General features: G+C 72.4%; 16 protein-coding genes. 11 read left to right on the top strand and 5 right to left on the bottom strand.

Translation table 11 applies throughout. The annotated features are described in order from the left end of the window. Positions 1–206 precede the first annotated feature (206 nt). The 3 genes from cmk to der all read left to right on the top strand — a co-directional run bounded on the left by cmk (position 207) and on the right by der (position 3,116). Entirely contained in the window at positions 207–893 is a 687-nt protein-coding gene (gene cmk / locus BG482_RS34790) for a (d)CMP kinase (protein WP_069773209.1), read from the top strand. Further along, on the top strand, positions 851–1,546 hold the full coding sequence (locus BG482_RS34795; protein WP_079142517.1) for a 1-acyl-sn-glycerol-3-phosphate acyltransferase: 696 nt from the start codon (positions 851–853) through the stop codon (positions 1,544–1,546). Before cmk ends, BG482_RS34795 begins: the two co-directional genes overlap by 43 nt. An 88-nt stretch (positions 1,547–1,634) precedes the next feature. Continuing rightward, the gene (der, locus tag BG482_RS34800; RefSeq protein WP_069773210.1) at positions 1,635–3,116 is read left to right on the top strand and encodes a ribosome biogenesis GTPase Der; all 1,482 of its coding nucleotides are present in this window, start codon (positions 1,635–1,637) and stop codon (positions 3,114–3,116) included. 109 nt (positions 3,117–3,225) lie between these two features. On the opposite strand, the gene BG482_RS34805 is transcribed toward der, so the two are convergent. After that, on the bottom strand, positions 3,226–3,636 hold the full coding sequence (locus tag BG482_RS34805; protein WP_069773211.1) for a hypothetical protein: 411 nt from the start codon (positions 3,634–3,636) through the stop codon (positions 3,226–3,228). A 125-nt stretch (positions 3,637–3,761) separates the two neighbouring features. After that, positions 3,762–4,544 carry a hypothetical protein gene (locus tag BG482_RS34810; protein WP_069773212.1) on the bottom strand — a complete coding sequence of 261 codons (783 nt, stop codon included), beginning with the start codon at positions 4,542–4,544 and terminating at the stop codon, positions 3,762–3,764. A 538-nt stretch (positions 4,545–5,082) separates the two neighbouring features. Here BG482_RS34810 and BG482_RS34815 point away from each other — a divergent pair. Together BG482_RS34815 and BG482_RS34820 are read left to right on the top strand one after the other, a co-directional pair. Next, positions 5,083–5,817, top strand: coding sequence for a transglycosylase family protein (locus BG482_RS34815; protein ID WP_069773213.1), 735 nt, complete (start codon positions 5,083–5,085; stop codon positions 5,815–5,817). A gap of 394 nt (positions 5,818–6,211) precedes the next feature. After that, positions 6,212–6,427 carry an I78 family peptidase inhibitor gene (locus BG482_RS34820; RefSeq protein ID WP_069773214.1) on the top strand — a complete coding sequence of 72 codons (216 nt, stop codon included), beginning with the start codon at positions 6,212–6,214 and terminating at the stop codon, positions 6,425–6,427. Positions 6,428–6,666: 239 nt separating this feature from the next. Here BG482_RS34820 and BG482_RS34825 read toward each other — a convergent pair whose 3' ends face one another. Both BG482_RS34825 and BG482_RS34830 read right to left on the bottom strand, forming a co-directional pair. Beyond that, complete coding sequence (locus BG482_RS34825; RefSeq protein WP_069773215.1) at positions 6,667–7,704, bottom strand: phosphatase PAP2 family protein; 1,038 nt, start codon at positions 7,702–7,704, stop codon at positions 6,667–6,669. A 206-nt stretch (positions 7,705–7,910) separates the two neighbouring features. After that, a complete protein-coding gene (locus BG482_RS34830; RefSeq protein ID WP_069773216.1) occupies positions 7,911–9,185 on the bottom strand; it encodes a mannosyltransferase family protein in 1,275 nt (424 codons plus the stop codon). A gap of 440 nt (positions 9,186–9,625) precedes the next feature. Here BG482_RS34830 and BG482_RS34835 point away from each other — a divergent pair, with 440 nt between their 5' ends. Together BG482_RS34835 and BG482_RS34840 are read left to right on the top strand one after the other, a co-directional pair. After that, the gene (locus tag BG482_RS34835; RefSeq protein WP_069773217.1) at positions 9,626–11,227 is read left to right on the top strand and encodes an MFS transporter; all 1,602 of its coding nucleotides are present in this window, start codon (positions 9,626–9,628) and stop codon (positions 11,225–11,227) included. Positions 11,228–11,441: 214 nt separating this feature from the next. Further along, a complete protein-coding gene (locus tag BG482_RS34840) occupies positions 11,442–12,632 on the top strand; it encodes an acyl-CoA dehydrogenase family protein (RefSeq protein WP_069773218.1) in 1,191 nt (396 codons plus the stop codon). Between the two features lie 42 nt (positions 12,633–12,674). Here BG482_RS34840 and BG482_RS34845 read toward each other — a convergent pair whose 3' ends face one another. After that, positions 12,675–13,112, bottom strand: a complete 438-nt coding sequence (locus tag BG482_RS34845; RefSeq protein ID WP_069773219.1) for a cell division protein SepF — start codon at positions 13,110–13,112, stop codon at positions 12,675–12,677. Positions 13,113–13,424: 312 nt separating this feature from the next. On the opposite strand from BG482_RS34845, the gene BG482_RS34850 reads away from it, so the two are divergent. The 4 genes from BG482_RS34850 to BG482_RS34865 form a co-directional block, all read left to right on the top strand. After that, positions 13,425–14,675: a DUF5685 family protein gene (locus tag BG482_RS34850; RefSeq protein WP_079142519.1), complete on the top strand. Its 1,251-nt coding sequence runs from the start codon at positions 13,425–13,427 to the stop codon at positions 14,673–14,675. Between the two features lie 123 nt (positions 14,676–14,798). Further along, entirely contained in the window at positions 14,799–15,398 is a 600-nt protein-coding gene (locus tag BG482_RS34855) for an ATP/GTP-binding protein (RefSeq protein WP_069773221.1), read from the top strand. 352 nt (positions 15,399–15,750) lie between these two features. After that, positions 15,751–17,562, top strand: a complete 1,812-nt coding sequence (locus tag BG482_RS34860) for an FAD/NAD(P)-binding domain-containing protein (protein ID WP_079142521.1) — start codon at positions 15,751–15,753, stop codon at positions 17,560–17,562. Between the two features lie 41 nt (positions 17,563–17,603). Then, a partial coding sequence (locus BG482_RS34865) for an LLM class flavin-dependent oxidoreductase (protein WP_141746690.1) occupies positions 17,604–18,050 on the top strand: 447 nt, incomplete at its 3' end.

Here is an 18,050-nt window from a genome sequence, read left to right on the forward strand (position 1 = left end):
CGGGGGACGCCGCTTCGGGGCGCCGATCCGGCCGCCGAGGAGGCCCGGCGCGGCCGCCGGAGAGGGGCCGGACGGCGCCGACGGAGGGCCGAGGCCGGCCGGGCGGCCCCCGTGCGGCCGGACGAGTGACGTGCGGCCGGTAACCTTGTACGGGGCACAGTCGCGCCCCGTACCTCCACCGCCTCGCACCAGGAAGGTGTCCCCCCGTGGAAAACGGCGCCGCCCAGCCCGTGATCGTCGCCATCGACGGTCCGTCCGGCACCGGCAAGTCGAGCACGTCCAAGGCCGTGGCCGGCCGGCTCGGGCTGAGCTACCTGGACACCGGCGCCCAGTACCGGGCGATCACCTGGTGGATGGTGAACAACGGGATCGACATCGAGGACCCGACCGCGATCGCGGCCGTCGCGGGCAAGCCCGAGATCGTCTCCGGCACCGACCCCGCCCACCCGACGATCACGGTGGACGGCGTCGACGTGGCCGGCCCGATCCGCACTCCGGAGGTCACCTCCAAGGTCAGCGCGGTGAGCGCCGTGCCCGAGGTGCGGGCCCGGATCACCGAACTGCAGCGCTCGCTGGCCGCCGACGCGGAGCAGGGCATCGTCGTGGAGGGGCGGGACATCGGCACGACCGTGCTGCCCGACGCCGACCTGAAGATCTTCCTCACGGCGTCCCCCGAGGCCCGCGCCGCCCGCCGCAGCGGCGAGCTGAAGGGCGCGGACGTGCACAGCACCCGTGAGGCGCTGATCAAGCGCGACGCCGCCGACTCCTCCCGCAAGACCTCCCCGCTCGCCAAGGCGGACGACGCCGTCGAGGTGGACACCACCGCCCTGACGCTGACCCAGGTCATCGAGTGCGTCGTCACCCTCGTCGAGGAGAAGCGGGCCGCCCGGTGACCTCGACGACGACCGTGCCCTCGGAGCGGGGCGCCGAGGTCGGGCGACGTATCGGCGTCGGCCTGATGTACGGGCTGTTCAGGCCGCGCGTGCTGGGCGCCTGGAAGGTGCCGGCGAGCGGCCCGCTGATCTTCGCGATCAACCACTCGCACAACATCGACGGCCCGATGGTGATGGGCGTGGCGCCCCGGCCGACGCACTTCCTGATCAAGAAGGAAGCGTTCATCGGCCCGCTGGACCCCTTCCTGACCGGCATCGGCCAGCTCAAGGTCGACCGGGACACCASCGACCGCACGGCCATCACCCGCGCGCTGGGCGTGCTGGACAACGGCGGGGTCCTCGGGATCTTCCCGGAGGGCACCCGGGGCGAGGGCGACTTCGCCGCCCTGCGCGCCGGGCTCGCCTACTTCGCCGTGCGCGGCGGGGCGCCGATCGTGCCCGTCGCCGTGCTGGGAAGCACGGAGCGCCGCGGACGGTTGGTCAAGGCGCTGCCCCCGCTGCGCTCCCGCGTCGACGTCGTCTTCGGAGACGCGTTCGAGGCGGGCGACGGCAGCGGACGGCGCACCCGCAAGGCGCTGGACGAGGCCACCGAACGCATCCAGAAGCAGCTCGCCGCGCACCTGGAAAACGCCAGGCGCCTGACGGGACGCTGAGCGACACTGAATAACCGAGTAGTGGATCAACCCGGACAGAACGGGTGCTCCACCGATCACCACGAATGAACGACGAGGTACGGACTTCATGAACGACCACATCCAGCCCGACGGCTCGGACTCCTTCGAGCACGACCACGGGGCGCTCGGCGACGCCGAGTACGCGGAGTTCATGGAGCTCGCCGCGGTCGAGGGCTTCGACATCGAGGACGTCGAGGGCGCCATCGAGGAGGCCGGTCACGGGCCGCTCCCCGTGCTCGCCGTCGTCGGCCGGCCCAATGTCGGCAAGTCGACCCTGGTGAACCGGATCATCGGCCGCCGCGAGGCGGTCGTCGAGGACAAGCCGGGCGTGACCCGCGACCGCGTGACCTACGAGGCCGAATGGTCGGGCCGCCGCTTCAAGCTCGTCGACACCGGCGGCTGGGAGCAGGACGTCCTCGGCATCGACGCCTCGGTGGCCGCCCAGGCCGAGTACGCGATCGAGGCGGCCGACGCCGTCGTCTTCGTCGTCGACGCCAAGGTCGGCGCGACCGACACCGACGAGGCGGTCGTCCGGCTGCTGCGCAAGGCGGGCAAGCCCGTCGTGCTGGCCGCCAACAAGGTCGACGGCCCGAGCGCGGAGGCCGACGCGGCCTACCTGTGGTCCCTCGGCCTCGGTGAGCCGCACCCGATCTCCGCACTGCACGGCCGAGGCACCGGCGACATGCTGGACGCCGTCCTGGAGGCCCTGCCGGAGGCTCCCGCGCAGACCTTCGGCGCCGCGGTGGGCGGCCCGCGCCGCATCGCGCTGATCGGCCGTCCGAACGTCGGCAAGTCGTCGCTGCTGAACAAGGTGGCCAACGAGGAGCGCGTCGTCGTCAACGAGATCGCGGGCACCACCCGCGACCCGGTCGACGAGCTGATCGAACTCGGCGGCGTCACCTGGAAGTTCGTCGACACGGCGGGCATCCGCAAGCGCGTCCACCTGCAGCAGGGCGCCGACTACTACGCCTCGCTGCGCACTGCGGCGGCCGTGGAGAAGGCCGAGGTGGCGGTCATCCTGATCGACGCCTCCGAGTCGATCTCGGTGCAGGACCAGCGCATCGTGACGATGGCCGTGGACGCCGGGCGCGCGCTCGTCATCGCCTACAACAAGTGGGACACCCTCGACGAGGAGCGGCGCTACTACCTGGAGCGGGAGATCGAGACCGAGTTCGCGCAGGTGGCGTGGGCGCCGCGGGTGAACGTCTCGGCGCGCACCGGGCGGCACATGGAGAAGCTGGTACCGGCGATCGAGGCCGCCCTGGCAGGCTGGGAGACCCGTGTCCCGACGGGCCGTCTGAACGCCTTCCTCGGCGAGCTGGTCGCGGCCCACCCGCACCCGGTCCGGGGCGGCAAGCAGCCGCGCATCCTGTTCGGCACCCAGGCCGGCACCAAGCCCCCGCGGTTCGTGTTCTTCGCCTCCGGGTTCATCGAGGCGGGGTACCGGCGCTTCATCGAGCGCCGGCTGCGCGAGGAGTTCGGCTTCGAGGGCACGCCGATCCACATCTCGGTCCGGGTGCGCGAGAAGCGCGGCAGCAAGAAGAAGTGACGACACGGCTGGAGGGCGGCGCCCATCGCGGGCGCCGCCCTCCAGCCGTCTGCGTATCCGTCTCGGGATCCGTGTCGGGATCCATCCGGGGATCCGCCTCGGGATCCGCTCAGAAGGTTCTGCGGGGGGCCGGCGGAAGCGCCGCCGGGACGTGGTGCATCGTGGCGGGCGCGGGCTGCTGCTGACCGATCTGCCCGACCCGCTGCCACTGGGACTGCTGCCCCGTCCCGTGCCGGGCGCTCTGCGCCCCGGCGCTGTAGGCGCTGTACGAGCTGCTGAACGACCCCGGGCGCGGCGCCGCGTACGAGCCCGTGTGGTACGGGATGTTCCCGAAGGCGGTGAACCCCAGATCGTCCTCCCCGCTGCGGTCGCCCGGCAGCGAACGGAACGTCTTGACGTACTCCGCGTAGAGCGCGTCGTAGATCGGCGTGGCCGAAGGGCCGCCCTGGGAGTCCTGAGCCGGTCGCGCGGACGGGATCGACGGGTAGGACGGGCGGCGGGGAACGTCGTAGGTGTGCACGTATGTCCAAACGACGCGACACGGGAAGGGATGCGGCACAGCGGGCGTCTGCGGCGGACGCGGGGCCGTGGGCCGGCGGCGGCCGCGCCGCGCCGTACGGACCCCGGCCCCCGCCCGAGGCGGACTCAGGTCCCCGCGAGGGGGAGGGCCGCGCCGACCAGGTGCCCGTTCGCGGCGGCCTTGTCCAGCGCGTCCCGCAGGAGGTCCTCCCGGGGCTGGCGTCCGATGGAGCCCACCGGCGCCGCGAACATCAGCACCTGCTGGTGCTTGTTGGCCGCGGCCCGCCATCCCTCCGTCACCTGCAGCGGCTGGTGCGCCTGCCACCAGGCGATCGGCTGGCCGCCGGTGGACGACGGCTGCAGCACGGCGTGCAGCTGCCCCATCGCCAGCAGCACGGACCAGCCGTGCTGCACCGGCGGCACCTCGGTCAGTTCGCTCAGCGGCATGAAGCCCTGCTCGATGAGGAGCGGCAGGAAGTCGTCGCCGGCGCCGGTCGTGCCGGGCCGCACGATGGGCGCGGTCGGCTCCACGACCAGGGCGGGGTGCAACTCCCCGGCGATCAGGACGAGTCCGCTCGTCACGCCGAGCACCGCCTGCTCGGGCACGACCTTGTCGGGGTCCAGGTCGACGGTGTCGCCGCTGATGGAGCGCACCGCGCCCTGCAACTGCTCCTCGGTCACCTGGACGACCTGGGAGGGCAGGCAGGTGGCGTGGGCGAAGGCGAGGACGGCGGTCTCGTCACCGATGAACAGGACGGTGCTGGTGTGCTCGTTGTCGGAGTCGCCCGGGGTGCGGCAGGACGTGCAGTCGTAACTGCCCGGGGCGTTGTCTCCGGCGAGCAGCCGGTCGGCTTCTTCGTCGCCGATCTCGGCGCGTACCTCGTCGCTGACGTCGAGCATGCGCGGCACGGGGGCTCCCTCGGATGCGGTGCGTGGGCGAGGCCGGGTGACTCCGGCTCGTGGTCCGGGTGGGCCCCGGCTCATGAAGATGACAACGGGCGATCTGTGGCGGGAGTCACGCTGCAGAGCGAACGGAATCGAACCGACCTGCGTCGGCGATGACTCTGTGTGCGGAATCGATCACTTCATGTCAAGTAACGGGGAGGTCACGACAGTTGGGTCGGTGACCTGGCTCACAGGGTGAGTGCTTCCTTGCTCGACAAATCATGAAAAGTAGGAATGAACTGGGTGGCCGGAATTCGCCGCTACCTAAGGTAACTGCCAACTGGCCTGCGGGAACGGCGTGTTGGTTGATAACGGGGCGTCAGGTTCCCTAGATTGCTCCGCCGTGTGCAACGAGCACCGCTCGGGAACGTCCGCCGGCCGCGCAGAGCCAGACAGCGCGCAGCACCACCGCCGACGGACGGGGCGGAGTGCGCCGACCGCGTCCCTGCGCGGCCGCCGCGCTCCGGTCAGGGGGAGCCCGGGTACGTAGAGAGGGATCTACATGTCCGAATGTGCCGATCACCACATCCGCAAATCGTCGCGCAAGACGGCGGTCCTCGCCGGGGCGGTTCTTCTCGCTCCCCTCGGACTGCTCTCCGCCACCAGCGACGCGGTGGCGGCCGACAGCGGGGTGTGGGACCGCATCGCCCAGTGCGAGAGCGGCGGCAACTGGCACATCAACACCGGCAACGGTTACTACGGCGGGCTGCAGTTCTCCGCCGGTACCTGGCGCGCGTACGGCGGGGCCGCCTACGCGTCGACCGCCGACAAGGCCAGTAAGGCACAGCAGATCTCCGTGGCCACCAAGGTGCAGAACTCCCAGGGGTGGGGCGCGTGGCCGACCTGTTCGGCGCGGGCGGGAGCGGCCGGCAGCGCACCGGGGGCCGGCGGGTACTCCTCCGACGAGTCCGGCTCGGCCGGGTCGAGCTCCTCGAAGTCGGGCTCCGCCTCCTCGAACGGCTCGAAGTACGCGAGGTCCACGAACTCCGCCGGGTCCGGCTCCGCGACGTCCGAGTCCGGGTCGTCGAGGACGCGGTCCTCCGTGGCGCCGGAGCGCGCGACGGGCCAGGCCTCGCGCGGCACGTCCCGCGGCGACTACACCGTCCGCCAGGGCGACACCCTGAGCACCATCGCGGCCCGCAACGGGATGACCTGGCAGCGGGTCTACGCCGGCAACCAGGCCGTCATCGGCGGCGACCCCGACCTGATCGTCCCCGGGCAGCGCCTCACGCTCTGACCCGTCCCCGCTCCGTGACACGGCGGCCCCAGCCGGTGAGACGACCGGCCGGGGCCGCCGCGTCCGTTGGGAGGACGTGTGGAGGGGTCGTGTATTTCCTATGTGCCGTCAGCTTCCGGGCGATGGGCCGAAAACGAAATGAAATGGCCTCCGGAGGCGCTTCACCGACCTCTTTCCGACGGGTTATCGGCGGCACTCGGACAGGTGCGGCGAATTGCGTTCGAATATGCGGGGAAGGCCTCCGAAACCGCTCGTACGTGTGACGGTCCGCTGTGCACGGATGGCCGAACGGCGGTTGAAACGCATGTCGGGATCCTGTGACAGAAGTGTGACCGGGGGGTTCCGCATCTCCGGTTCGGTGTTCCTGGGATGCGTCGGGGCCTAGCGTGGAGGTATGGCACCGAATACCACTCCGCCGACGGAGCCCCAGGACAGTCCGGACGGCTACGTCGGCCTGGAAACCGCACAGGCCGAGCGGCTCGCACGCGAACGGGGGTGGTCGACGGTGCGCTCGCTGGCACCCGGGACGATCGTCACCATGGAGTACCGCTTCGGGCGGCTGAACCTCGAGGTGCGGGACGGCCGCGTCACCCGCGCCTGGAAGGGCTGAGACGGCCCGCCGGGGCGCGTACGCGTACGGCACCGCTACGAGCACGGCGCGCGGCCGGAGGCGAGCGGGGGCCACCACGGGCCCGCGTGGGGCGCATCAGCGCCATGAGCACGGCGAAGGCCCCGGCCCGCGGAAACGGCGAAGGCCCCGGTCCCTGAAAGGGGAACCGGGGCCTTCGGCGGTGCGGGACCGGGGATGCGTACCGGGGTTCCGCCGCGATGCGGGGGCCTTCGCCTGGTTCAGCCGCCGGCCAGGGGGCGGGCCGAGGCCGCGGCGCCGCGCGGCAGGCGGTCGGAGTGCGGTGGGCGGCGGCTGCCGACCGGGGTGACGGGGGTGCGCTCGGAGCGGGTCGTGTGCGGGCCCGGCGCCAGGTAGGCGGGCGAGCGGGGCGCGCGCGCCGGGGAGGCCGGCTCGTGCGGCGCGGCGGCCTCGTCCTGGGCCGCGGGGAGCTGCGCGAGCACGGGCACCGCGACGGGGGTGGACGGCGACGGGGCCGGGGCGGGGGCGGCGACCCGGCTGCGACGCTCGCGCAGACGGTCGCGCAGCGCGAAGATCGAGACCTCGGCGCGGGCGATCAGCGGCTCGCACCAGGGCAGCGCCAGCAGGATCAGCAGTCCGGCGGCCCAGCCGAGCACCACGTCGCTCAGCCAGTGTGTGCCGAGGTAGACGGTGGTGAGGCCGACGCCGAGGGAGACCACCGCGGAGACGGCGGACAGCCAGCGGCGAGCCCTCGGCGTGGAGGCCAGATACGCAAGGATTCCCCAGGTCACGACCGCGTTGGCGGTGTGGCCGCTGGGGAATATATCGCCGCCCAGGCCCATCTCGTTCGAGCCGATGGTGATCGCGTAGTGCGGTCCCAGCCGGCCCATGCCGAGCTTCGCGGCGCCCACGGTGATGTTCAGCAGCAGCAGCGAGGCGCCCAGAGTGAGCAGCGGGCGCAGGGTGTGCTGGCGCCACGACCTCCAGCCGAGCCAGGCGGCGACCATCACGGCGGTCGGGCCGCGCTGGCCGAGGACCACGTAGTAGTCGAGGAAGGCGTGGATCTCCGGCCACTGCTGGTACGGCCGGAAGAACATGACCTGCCAGTCGAGGCGGACCAGCCACGAGGTGATCACCACGAGCCATACGATCGCCAGATAGAAGGCCAGGGTCGCCAGCAACAGGGCGACCCGGTGCCTGCTCATCTTCGGCACATCGATGTGGGCCGGTCGTTCCGGCTCACGGTCGAGCCTGGCGAACACCCGGTCCAGACGGGTGAGGTTTTGGTCGGTACGCACCTAAACGACGTTACAGCGAGTGAGCTGTGGACCCGGCCGAATCCGCTGGTTTGTGATGACGATGTGATGTGGGATTGCTCTCAGAACCCTGTTTATCCCCATGGAATCCCTAATCGGCGAACGCCGCTTCCTTCAATTCCTTTGATCATTCCTAGGGATAGTTTTAGGGAAATGATGAAAGGCTTCACTGAAAAGCGGGACGTCGCTCACGGGGGACCGGAACCGTTCAGCCACCACGCCCCGTACACGGCCGAGACCGTCGCCACGCACCCCACGACCAGCGCCGCCCTGCTCGTGCGCAGCCGGGACAGGGCCAGGGCGAGCGGCAGCACCAGCGGGAAGGCCGGCAGCAGCAGCCGCGGCTTCGAGCCGAAGTAGCTCGACGCGCACAGGGCGAGCGCGAGGACCGTGCCGCTGTAGACCAGCAGCGGGAGCGGCTGACCCTGCCGTACACAGACCGCGTACAGCCACAGCAGGAGGGCGACACCGACGATCAGCCCGACACCGGCGAGGGCCGAGGGGAACGAGGTGAACTTGTCGCCGACGAACCGGGCGAAGGCGTAGCCGCCGTCGAAGCCGTTGCGCCAGCCCGCCTGGACGTCGAGATAGCCGAGGGGACCGCGGCCGGTGCGGTGCCCGACCCACAGGACGTACGCGGCGGCGCCGAGGGGCGCGAGGAGCATGGCGAGGGCGCGCGGGGCGAATCGAGGCTCCACGGTCGTTCGTTCGCGCCCCGCGGGGGCTTCGGCCGACGGGCCGGGGGCGTGTACGGGGGCGTGCGCGCCGGACGCGGGCGCTGTGCTGCGGGTTCCCGCGATCGAGACCTCCGGGACGACCGCACGGTCACGGAGGAGGGACGCCAGGCCGGCCGCCCACACCGCCGCGACGACCGCGAGCCCCACCGGGCGGGTCAGACCGGACAACGACGCGAGGGCCCCCGCGGTCACCCACCGGCCCGTGAGCACCGCGTAGAGCGACCAGGCGGCCAGCGCGGTGAACAGCGACTCGCTGTACGCCATCGACTGCACGATCCCGACGGGCAGGACGGCCCACACCAGAACCGCGCAGACCCCGGCCCGCCGTCCGTGGAGGTGGTCGGCGACCGCGAAGATCCCCCAGGCCGCCGCGAGCGAGGCGACCAGGGACACGACGAAACCGGCGTCCGCGTATGAGAGCGGGGTCGCCGCGTGCAGCAGCCTTTCCAGCCAGGGCAGCAGCGGGAAGAAGGCCAGATTGGAATGCACGTCGCCGTTCGGCAGGCGGACCTCGTAGCCGTATCCCAGCTCGGCGACCCTGGTGTACCAGAGGGCGTCCCAGCGGGCGGTGAGCAGCGTGTACGCGCTCTTGTCGCGGGCGGCGCTCCACAGGGCGAGGCCGAGCAGGCCCAGGGCGCGCACGGCCGCGTACCCCAGGAGGGCGGGGGCCGCCCTGCGCGGGGCCGCGGAGCCGGGGGGCGTCACACGGGTCTGGAGATCGGTCACGGGCTCGATTATCGACGGGCGCCCAGGTGCCCGGGGCCGCCGAGGGCGGCCCGGGCGCGCAGAGCGGGGTGCGCCGGTCGTGCGCCACGGGGCGCGAGGCGGGTGCGGAAGGGGGGGCGGACGGGGTGGATCGGACAGGGGGAGCGGATGCGGGACACGGCGGTGGACGGGGTAGAGCGGGTGAGGGGCCGTGGTCGGGGGCGGGTGCGGGGCCCGGGTGTGGAGCGTGCGGCGGACCCGGGTGTGTAGTGGCATACGCCACACGGGTCCTTCTGAACGGTGAGATGTCCGCCACGTGGCCCTGGCGCGAACTCGCGTACGCTGCGTGTCACTCGTGTTCGTTTGCGCGGGCCGGAGACCACCGCTCCTCTCCGGCCGAGTCGCGGGGATCCCCACCCCGCGAGCCCGCCGGACCGAGGGATCACCTGGGAGGTACGTGCATGTCCGGGACGACCACGGCCGCCGCTGGGCTGCGCCGGAGGACGGCCGGGGCCGGTGCCAACCGCTGGGTCGTCCTGGTGGTGCTGTGCGTCAGCCTGCTCCTGGTCGCCGTCGACGCGACCGTGCTGCACGTGGCGGTGCCCGCCGTCACCGAGGACCTGCGGCCCGGCGCGATAGACCTGCTCTGGATCGTCGACACCTATCCACTGGTCTGCGCCTCGTTGCTGATCCTGTTCGGCACGCTCGGCGACAAGGTCGGCCGCAGACGGATCCTGCTGCTCGGATACGCCCTCTTCGGCGTCGCCTCCGCGCTGGCGGCGTTCGCCGGGAGCGCGCAGACGCTGATCGTGGCGCGGGCGCTGCTGGGGGTGGGCGGCGCGATGATCATGCCCGCGACGCTGTCGATCCTGCGGCAGGTGTTCCCGGACCGGCGCGAGCGGGCGCTGGCGATAGGCATCTGGAGCGCGGTGGCGGCGGTGGGCGCGGCGATCGGACCGCTGCTCGGCGGTTTCCTCCTCGAACACTTCTGGTGGGGCTCGGTCTTCCTCGTCAACATTCCGTTGATGCTGGTCAGTCTGCCCGTGGGACGGCTGCTGCTGCCCGAGTCGCGCGGCACGGAGGACGGTCCCTGGGACGTGGTGGGCGCGCTGATGGCGGCCGTGGGACTGTTCGGCGTCGTGCTGGGCGTGAAACGGCTGGGCGGCGGCGAGGTGGGGCCGGTCACCGTGCTGCCGCTGGCGGTGGGCGCGGTGCTGATCGTCCTCTTCGTGCGACGTCAGCGGCGGCGCACGCACCCCCTGGTGGACCTCGGGATGTTCGCGCGCCCGGCGTTCAGCACGTCGGTGGGATGCATCGTGCTGGCCATGCTGGCGCTGGTCGGACTCGAACTGATCGCGGCGCAGTATCTGCAGCTCGTGCTGGGCCTGTCTCCCCTGGAGACGGGGCTGCGACTGCTGCCGCTGACCTTCGCCGCGATGGCGGCGGGGCTGGCGGGGGCGCGGCTGCTGCGGGGGTTCGGGCCGCGGCGGATGGTGTGCGGGGGGTTCGTGCTCACGGCGGTGGCCGTCCTGGTGCTGACCGCGATGGGCGGATCGGACAACACGGGGTTGCTGCTGTTCGGGTTCCTGCTGCTCGGATTCGGGCTCGAGACGACGTTGTTCGCGGCGTACGAGTCGATGCTGAGCGAGGCCCCGCAGGAGCAGGCGGGTGGGGCGGCGGCGATCGGGGAGACGTCGTACCAGCTGGGGGCGGGGATCGGGATCGCGCTCCTGGGGAGCGTGATGAACGCCGCTTACGCTCCCGGGCTGTCCTCCGTGCCCGGGGTGCCGGCGTCGGCGTCGGCGGCCGCGGGGCATTCGCTGGGCGAGGCCTATGAGGTGGCCGGGCAGTTGGGCGGGCCGGCCGGGGTGGCGCTGCGGCGGGTCGCGAAGGACAGCTTCGTGCACGGGCTGCATGTCACGCTGCTGGTGAGTGCGGGGTTGTTGATGCTGGGCGCGGTGATGGCGTTGCGGTTGCCGCGGGTCATGCAGTGCGAGGCGTCTTCGGCGGGCGTGGGGCTTCCCGCACCCCGCGAGGTCGTGGAGTCCCGCGTCTCGGCCTGACCTTCGCCCGCAGTCCACGCGCCGCCCGCCCGCCACGCACCGCCCACCCCGCCCACGCGCCGCCCCTCACCCGCCCGCGCACCGCCCGTGGCGGTCGGGGGAGCGGTGGACGGTGCCCGTGGGGGCCACTGGACGTGTGGGGTGGGGGGCCGTAGGGTCGGGCGGGAGAGTTTACTAGCGGTGCTAGTTTTAAGGTTCTGTCGGAGGCTGTCGTATGTCCGCGTCCTCGAAGTTGCCCCCGTTCGACCCCGCCGACCCGCTCGGGATCGACGACCTGCTGGACGCGGAGGATCTCGCGATCCGTGACACCGTGCGCGGCTGGGCCGCCGACCGGGTGCTGCCGTATGTCGCCGAGTGGTACGAGAGCGGGGAGCTGCCGGTCATCCGGGAGCTCGCCCGGGAGCTCGGCGGGATCGGGGCGCTCGGGATGTCGCTCAGCGGATACGGGTGTGCGGGCGCGAGTGCCGTGCAGTACGGGCTCGCCTGTCTGGAGCTGGAGGCCGCCGACTCCGGGATCCGCTCGCTCGTCTCCGTGCAGGGATCCCTTGCCATGTACGCCGTCCACCGGTTCGGCTCCGAGGAGCAGAAGCGTGAGTGGCTGCCCCGCATGGCCGCCGGCGAGGTCATCGGGTGCTTCGGGCTCACCGAGCCCGACCATGGATCCGATCCGGCCGGCATGCGGACGTACGCCAAGCGGGACGGCTCCGACTGGGTGCTCAACGGGCGGAAGATGTGGATCACCAACGGGTCGGTGGCCGGCGTCGCCGTGGTGTGGGCGCAGACCGAGGAAGGGGTCCGGGGATTCGTCGTGCCGACCGGCAGCCCCGGTTTCTCCGCCCCGGAGATCAAGCACAAGTGGTCCCTGCGGGCCAGTGTGACCAGCGAACTCGTGCTCGACGACGTGCGGTTGCCCGCCGACGCCGTCCTGCCGGAGGTCACCGGGCTGCGCGGCCCGCTCAGCTGTCTGTCCCACGCGCGCTACGGCATCGTCTGGGGCGCGATGGGCGCGGCCCGGTCGTGTTTCGAGACCGCGGTCGAGTACGCGAAGAGCCGGGAGCAGTTCGGGCGGCCCATCGGGGGGTTCCAGCTCACCCAGGCCAAGCTCGCCGACATGGCGGTCGAACTGCACAAGGGGATTCTGCTCGCCCACCATCTGGGGCGACGCATGGACGCCGGCCGCCTGCGTCCCGAGCAGGTCAGCTTCGGCAAGCTCAACAACGTGCGGGAGGCGATCGAGATCTGCCGGACCGCCCGCACCGTCCTCGGCGCCAACGGGATCTCGCTCGAATACCCCGTCATGCGGCACGCGACCAACCTCGAGTCGGTCCTCACCTACGAGGGCACCGTCGAGATGCACCAGCTCGTGCTGGGCAAGGCGCTCACCGGACTCGACGCCTTCCGCTGATCCGGCCCGGGGGCCGAGGCAGGGCCGACGAGCGGCCCTGCCTCAGCTCTGGTTGAAGAAACCGTCCGTCCGATGCGCGGACGGGTCCCCGTTCACGATCTCCGTGTTGGCGGGGCTCAGCAGGAACACCCGGGTGGACACCCGCTCGATCGAACCCCGCAGGCCGAAGATCAGCCCCGCCGCGAAGTCGACGACTCGCTTGGCGTCGCCGGCCTCCATGGCGGTGAGGTTCATGATGACCGGCACTCCCTCGCGGAACAGCTCCCCGATCGCCCGCGCGTCCCGGAAGCTGTCCGGGGTGACGGTGCCGATGCGGCGGCCCTTCTCCTCGGCCGTGTCCGCCGCCACCTTCACGCGCGGGTCGGTGACCCAGGCGTCCTGCGAGTCGGTCCCCTCGGAATAGTCGTCGTCGTAGTAACGCTCGTCTTCGTTGTCGTCGACGAGGCCAAGCCAGGCACTCGCCTTGCGCACCGATCCCATGGACGCCTCCTCTCACAGCGGTCTTTCTGCTTTCCGCATTCCCCATGGTCGTCCATGATGCGGATGTCGCGCCAAGTGGTTAGACGCCGCGCGGGGGGTTTGTGACGGTACTGGTGCACAGCTAATACGTCGAGAGCCCGCGTCTCCCAAGGGTCGCACCGCATACGGCTGCTGACTGTGAGTGAAATATGATTCTTCGTGGCGGACGGGTGACGGACGGTGCGTCCGGGTGAACCGAGTGCCCCCGATCCGGCATGACAATCGGTCGATAGCATGCGGCAGCTCAATGTCCCAAGGACGACGGGGGTTGTCGTGTTCGGAATCGTCAGGCCGTGCAGTCATCGGCTCGGAGAGAGTCTCAGGACCCAGTGGATGGCCCACCTGTGCGGGCTGTGTCTCGCGCTGCGCGGAGATCACGGGCAGCTCGCGCGGGTCGTCACCAACTACGACGGGCTGCTCATCTCGGTTCTGACGGAGGCTCAGGCCGAGCGCGTCACCGCCGGCGGGTGGCGGCGCACGGCGGGGCCGTGCCCGCTGCGGGGCATGCGCACCGCCTCGGTCGCGCAGGGGGAGGGCGCGCGGCTCGCGGCCGCCGTCTCGCTGGTGCTCGCCTCGGCCAAGGTGCGTGACCACGTCGCCGACGGGGACGGGGTGCTGGCGCGGCGGCCGGTCGCCGTCGCCGCGCGCCGGGTCGCGGCGAGCTGGGGGCGGGCCGGGGAACGCGGCGGAGCCGCCGTCGGGTTCGACACCGCCGTCCTCGTCGACGCCGTGGAGCGGCAGATCGGCATCGAGGCGCTCGCCGGGCCGGGCACCCCGCTGCTGACCGTCACCGAGCCGACCGAGACCGCCACCGCCGCCGCCTTCGCGCACACCGCGGTCCTGGCGGGCCGGCCGGCCAACGCGGCGCCGCTCGCCGAGGCCGGCCGTCTCTTCGGACGGCTGGCGCATCTGCTGGACGCCGTCGAGGACCAGGCGGCGGACGCGGCGGCCGGGGCCTGGAACCCGCTGACGGCCACGCACACCCCGCGCGCCGAGGCCCGCCGGCTCGCCGACGACGCCCTGCACGGCATCCGGCTCGCCCTGCGGGACGTCGAGTTCGAAGAGGGCAGGCTGGCGCATCTGCTGCTCGCGCACGAGCTGGGGCGGTCGGTGGACCGGGCCTTCAACACGCAGTCCTGCGGCCACGCGCACGGGCCGCAGAGCGGGCCCGCGCCGGAGGCCGCCGGCGGGGCGGAGGGCGCGTTCGGGCCGCCCACCGGTCCGTACGCTCCGCAGAACCCGGCGGATCCGAACGCTCCGCACCCGCCCGGCAACCCCTACGGCAACCCCTATGGCGGCGAGCCGCCCCGCCCGCAGAAGCGGGGCTTCCTGGCCGGCTGCGCGGTCGCGATCGGACTGTGCTGCACCTGCAAGGCGTGCTGCGCCGACGAGTTCGAGGGCCCCTGGTCGCGCAAGAGGCGCGAGGGCTGGTGCAACGACTGCGGCGACTGTGACGGCGGCTGCTGCGACTGCTGCGACGCGTGCGAGTGCTGTGAGTGCTGCGCCTGCGACTGCTCCTGCTGACGCGCCGTCACCTGCCGTGCGCGCCCGCTCATCGTCCGTGCCGGCCGCCCGCACGGTGAGCGGCGGGCGTCTTCGGGCCGTATCTTCCGCCAAGGATGCGGATGCTCGAAAGGACCAGGGACCATGCCCGGGCGTTCTGATCAGACCGTGCCGCTCGCCGTGAAGATCGTCGTGAGCGGAGGGCTCGGGGTGGGCAAGACCACCTTCATCGCCGCCGTCTCCGAGATCGAGCCGCTGGACACGGAGGCGCCGCTCACCCAGGTGTCGGTGGGCGTCGACTCGCTCGACGGCGTCGAGTCCAAGACGACGACCACCGTCGCGCTCGACTTCGGGCGCATCAGACTCGATCCGACCATCGCGCTGTACCTGTTCGGGACGCCCGGGCAGGGCCGCTTCTCGTTCCTGTGGGACGACCTGGTGGAGGGCGCGCTGGGAACGGTCGTCCTCGCGGACACCCGGCGCATCGAGGAGTGCTACCCCGCTCTCGACTACTTCGAGGCGCAGGGCGCGCCGTTCGTCCTCGCCGTGAACCGCTTCGACGGGGCCGTCCGGTTCGAACCGGACGAGGTCAGGGAGGCCCTGGGACTGGGCGCGGACGTTCCCGTGCTGGAGTGCGACGCGCGGGAGCGGGGGTCCGTTCGGGATGTGCTGGGGGCCTTGATGGACCGGGTCATCGGATCCCGGGCCGTGCCCGGGCGCCGGGCGGTGGCGGCGCAGGGGTGAGGGGAGGCCGGGCAGAGGGTGCGTGGGTGAAGGCGGAGCTGGCGAGGGGAGAACGCGAAGGGGGCGCCCCGGAATCCGGGCGGGCGCGCAGGGGGTCGCTCAACAGGAACAGGACCACACTCGACCGAAGTCGATGTGGGAGCGGGTGACCAGCCACTGCTGCCGATGCATGGCCCAAGTGGAACAGGTCTCCGATTACCCGTCAACCGATCCGAGACACACCGCTCACAGTTCGGACAGCCTTGACAGTGAGGGGAAACACCGCCGTACTCTCGCTGCACGGCCCTGCTGAGGGGCTCGGCCGTGTCTGCTGCCGTGTGGTGAAGGCCCGTCCGTGTCACGGAGCCCTCGCATGCCCTCCGAGCCCCCTGCCGAACCTTCGGCGCCCCGCCCTGCGTCCCGTCCGGCGAGACCGTCCCTCGTGATCGTCGGGGCCGGCCCGCGCGGGACCGGTCTCATCGAACGGATCGCCGCCAACGCCCCCGGGCTGTACGCCGGTTCGGCGCTCGACATCCATCTCGTCGACCCGCATCCACCGGGCGCCGGGCGCATCTGGCGGGCCGCCCAGTCCCCGTTGCTGTGGATGAACTCGCACGCCGAGGACGTCACCATGTTCACCGACGAGACGGTGCGGATGGCCGGGCCCGTGCGGCCCGGGCCCACCCTGCACGAGTGGGCCGGCCTCGACGGGCGCGTCTTCGCCGGCCGGCGGATCCAGGGCGCGTATCTGCGCTGGGTGCACGAGCAGGCCGTCGCCGCGCTGCCGCCGGAGATCACCGTGCACCGCCACCCGCGGCGGGCGCTGCGGGTGAGCGGTTCGCGCCAGGAGCGCCAGCAGGTGTGGCTGGAGGGCCGGTCCCGGCCCCTCCCGGCCGACCTCGTCGTCCTCGCCCTCGGCCATCTCGACGCCGAACCGGACGAGGAGCAGAAGGCGTTGGCCGCGTACGCCCGTGAGCACGGGCTCGTCCACCTTCCGCCGGACTTCACCGCCGACAGCGACCTGTCCGCACTCGGGGCCGGTGAACCCGTCCTGGTGCGCGGCTTCGGACTGGCCTTCGTCGATCTGACGGTGCTGCTCACGGAGGGGCGCGGCGGACGGTACGAGGGGGACGTCTACGTGCCGTCGGGGCGTGAGCCGGTGCTGTACGTCGGCTCGCGGCGCGGTGTGCCGTACCACTCGAAGATCGGCTACGACTGGACCGGCGAACGGCCGCCGCTGCCCCGGTTCCTGGGGCCGGCCGAGATCGACGGCCTGCGGGCGCGGCCCGGGGGCCTCGACTTCCGGCGGGATGTGTGGCCGCTGGTGGAGAAGGAGCTGGGTTTCGCCCACTACCACCGGCTGTTCACGGTCCACGCCGAGCGGACCGCGATCGCCTGGACGGACTTCGAGGAGAAGTACGCGGCCGCGGCCGAGGGGCCCGAACGCGAGGCACTGGTGGCCTGCGCCGTGCCCGACCCGCGGGACCGGCTCGACCTGGCCGCGCTCGACCGGCCGCTGGACGGAGTGACGTACGGGTCCTTCGAGGAGTTGCAGGAGGCGCTGCGCGGATACGTCGAGGACGACCTGGGCCGCCGTCACGACCCGGCGTACAGCGCCGACCTGGCCGTCTTCCTGGGGTTGCTGTCCGTCTACGGGCAACTGGTCCGGCTCGGGGGCACCGGCTCCTGGTGGCACGGGTTCTTCAGCTGCCTCGCCTCCGGGCCGCCCGGCCCCCGGCTGCGGCAACTGCTCGCGCTGTCCCGGGCGGGAGTGGTGAAGTTCGTCGGCGCCGACATGACCGTACGCGCCGAGGACGGCGTGTTCCGGGCGTCCGGCGCGACCGTGCCGGGCGCCTCGGTCGAGGCGCGGGCGCTGGTGGAGGCGCGGCTGCCGGAGCCGACGCTGCGCCGCGCCCTCGACCCGCTGCTGCGCGACCTGCACGCCGACGGAGCCGGCGAGACCGCGGACGGGCTGCTGCGGGTGGACCACGCGGACGGGCGGGTCCTGGACCGGAGCGGCCGGCCCCATCCGCGGCGGTTCGCGCTCGGGCCGCACACCGACGGACGCACGCCGGGCGCGTTCACCCGGCCACGCACGGGCGGTCCCGCGTTCCGGCAGAACGACGCCACCGCGCGGGCCGCCCTGGTGTTCCTGCGGGACCTCGGCGCCGACGCCGTCGGGTGAACCGGTCTCCCTCCGACGCGCCACAGAAAGGGTTCATCCCCATGACCTCATCGCCCGGCCGGGGCCTGCTGCACCTGGCCGCCGCCGTCGACCGGCCCGAGGGCCACGACGTCGGCCCGTACGCCGAGCTGGCGCGGCTCGCCGAGCGCGGCGGCCTCGACTTCGTCACGCTGGACGAGGCCTTCGCCCGGCCCGGATTCGACGCGTCGGCCGTTCTGTCACGGGTGGCGCCGGCCACGCGGCGCGTGGGGCTGGTGCCCACGCTCACCGCCGCCCCCGCCGAGCTCCTCCCGGTCCCGGCGGCGATCGCCGCCCTGGACCGGGTCAGCCGGGGCCGGGCCGGCTGGCGGACCGACGACTCCGCCACGCACGAGGAGGCCGTGCCCGCCGACCGCCCCGACCGCACCGCCGCACCGCCGGACGCCCGGTGGCGGAAGGCCGGCCAAGCCGCCGGGACGGCGGCGGGGTCGCTGGACGCCCGGACGGAC

Source organism: Streptomyces sp. LUP30 (assembly GCF_001746365.1).
Lineage (GTDB): Bacteria > Actinomycetota > Actinomycetes > Streptomycetales > Streptomycetaceae > Streptomyces.

What these genes read in the sequence shown, in the direction of transcription:
- BG482_RS34815 (WP_069773213.1), top strand. Translation starts at nt 5,083, where the DNA reads ATGTCCGAATGTGCCGATCACCACATCCGCAAATCGTCGCGCAAGACG.
- BG482_RS34860 (WP_079142521.1), top strand. Translation starts at nt 15,751, where the DNA reads ATGCCCTCCGAGCCCCCTGCCGAACCTTCGGCGCCCCGCCCTGCGTCC.
- BG482_RS34820 (WP_069773214.1), top strand. Translation starts at nt 6,212, where the DNA reads ATGGCACCGAATACCACTCCGCCGACGGAGCCCCAGGACAGTCCGGAC.
- BG482_RS34855 (WP_069773221.1), top strand. Translation starts at nt 14,799, where the DNA reads ATGCCCGGGCGTTCTGATCAGACCGTGCCGCTCGCCGTGAAGATCGTC.
- BG482_RS34835 (WP_069773217.1), top strand. Translation starts at nt 9,626, where the DNA reads ATGTCCGGGACGACCACGGCCGCCGCTGGGCTGCGCCGGAGGACGGCC.
- der (WP_069773210.1), top strand. Translation starts at nt 1,635, where the DNA reads ATGAACGACCACATCCAGCCCGACGGCTCGGACTCCTTCGAGCACGAC.
- BG482_RS34840 (WP_069773218.1), top strand. Translation starts at nt 11,442, where the DNA reads ATGTCCGCGTCCTCGAAGTTGCCCCCGTTCGACCCCGCCGACCCGCTC.
- BG482_RS34845 (WP_069773219.1), bottom strand. Translation starts at nt 13,112, where the DNA reads ATGGGATCGGTGCGCAAGGCGAGTGCCTGGCTTGGCCTCGTCGACGAC.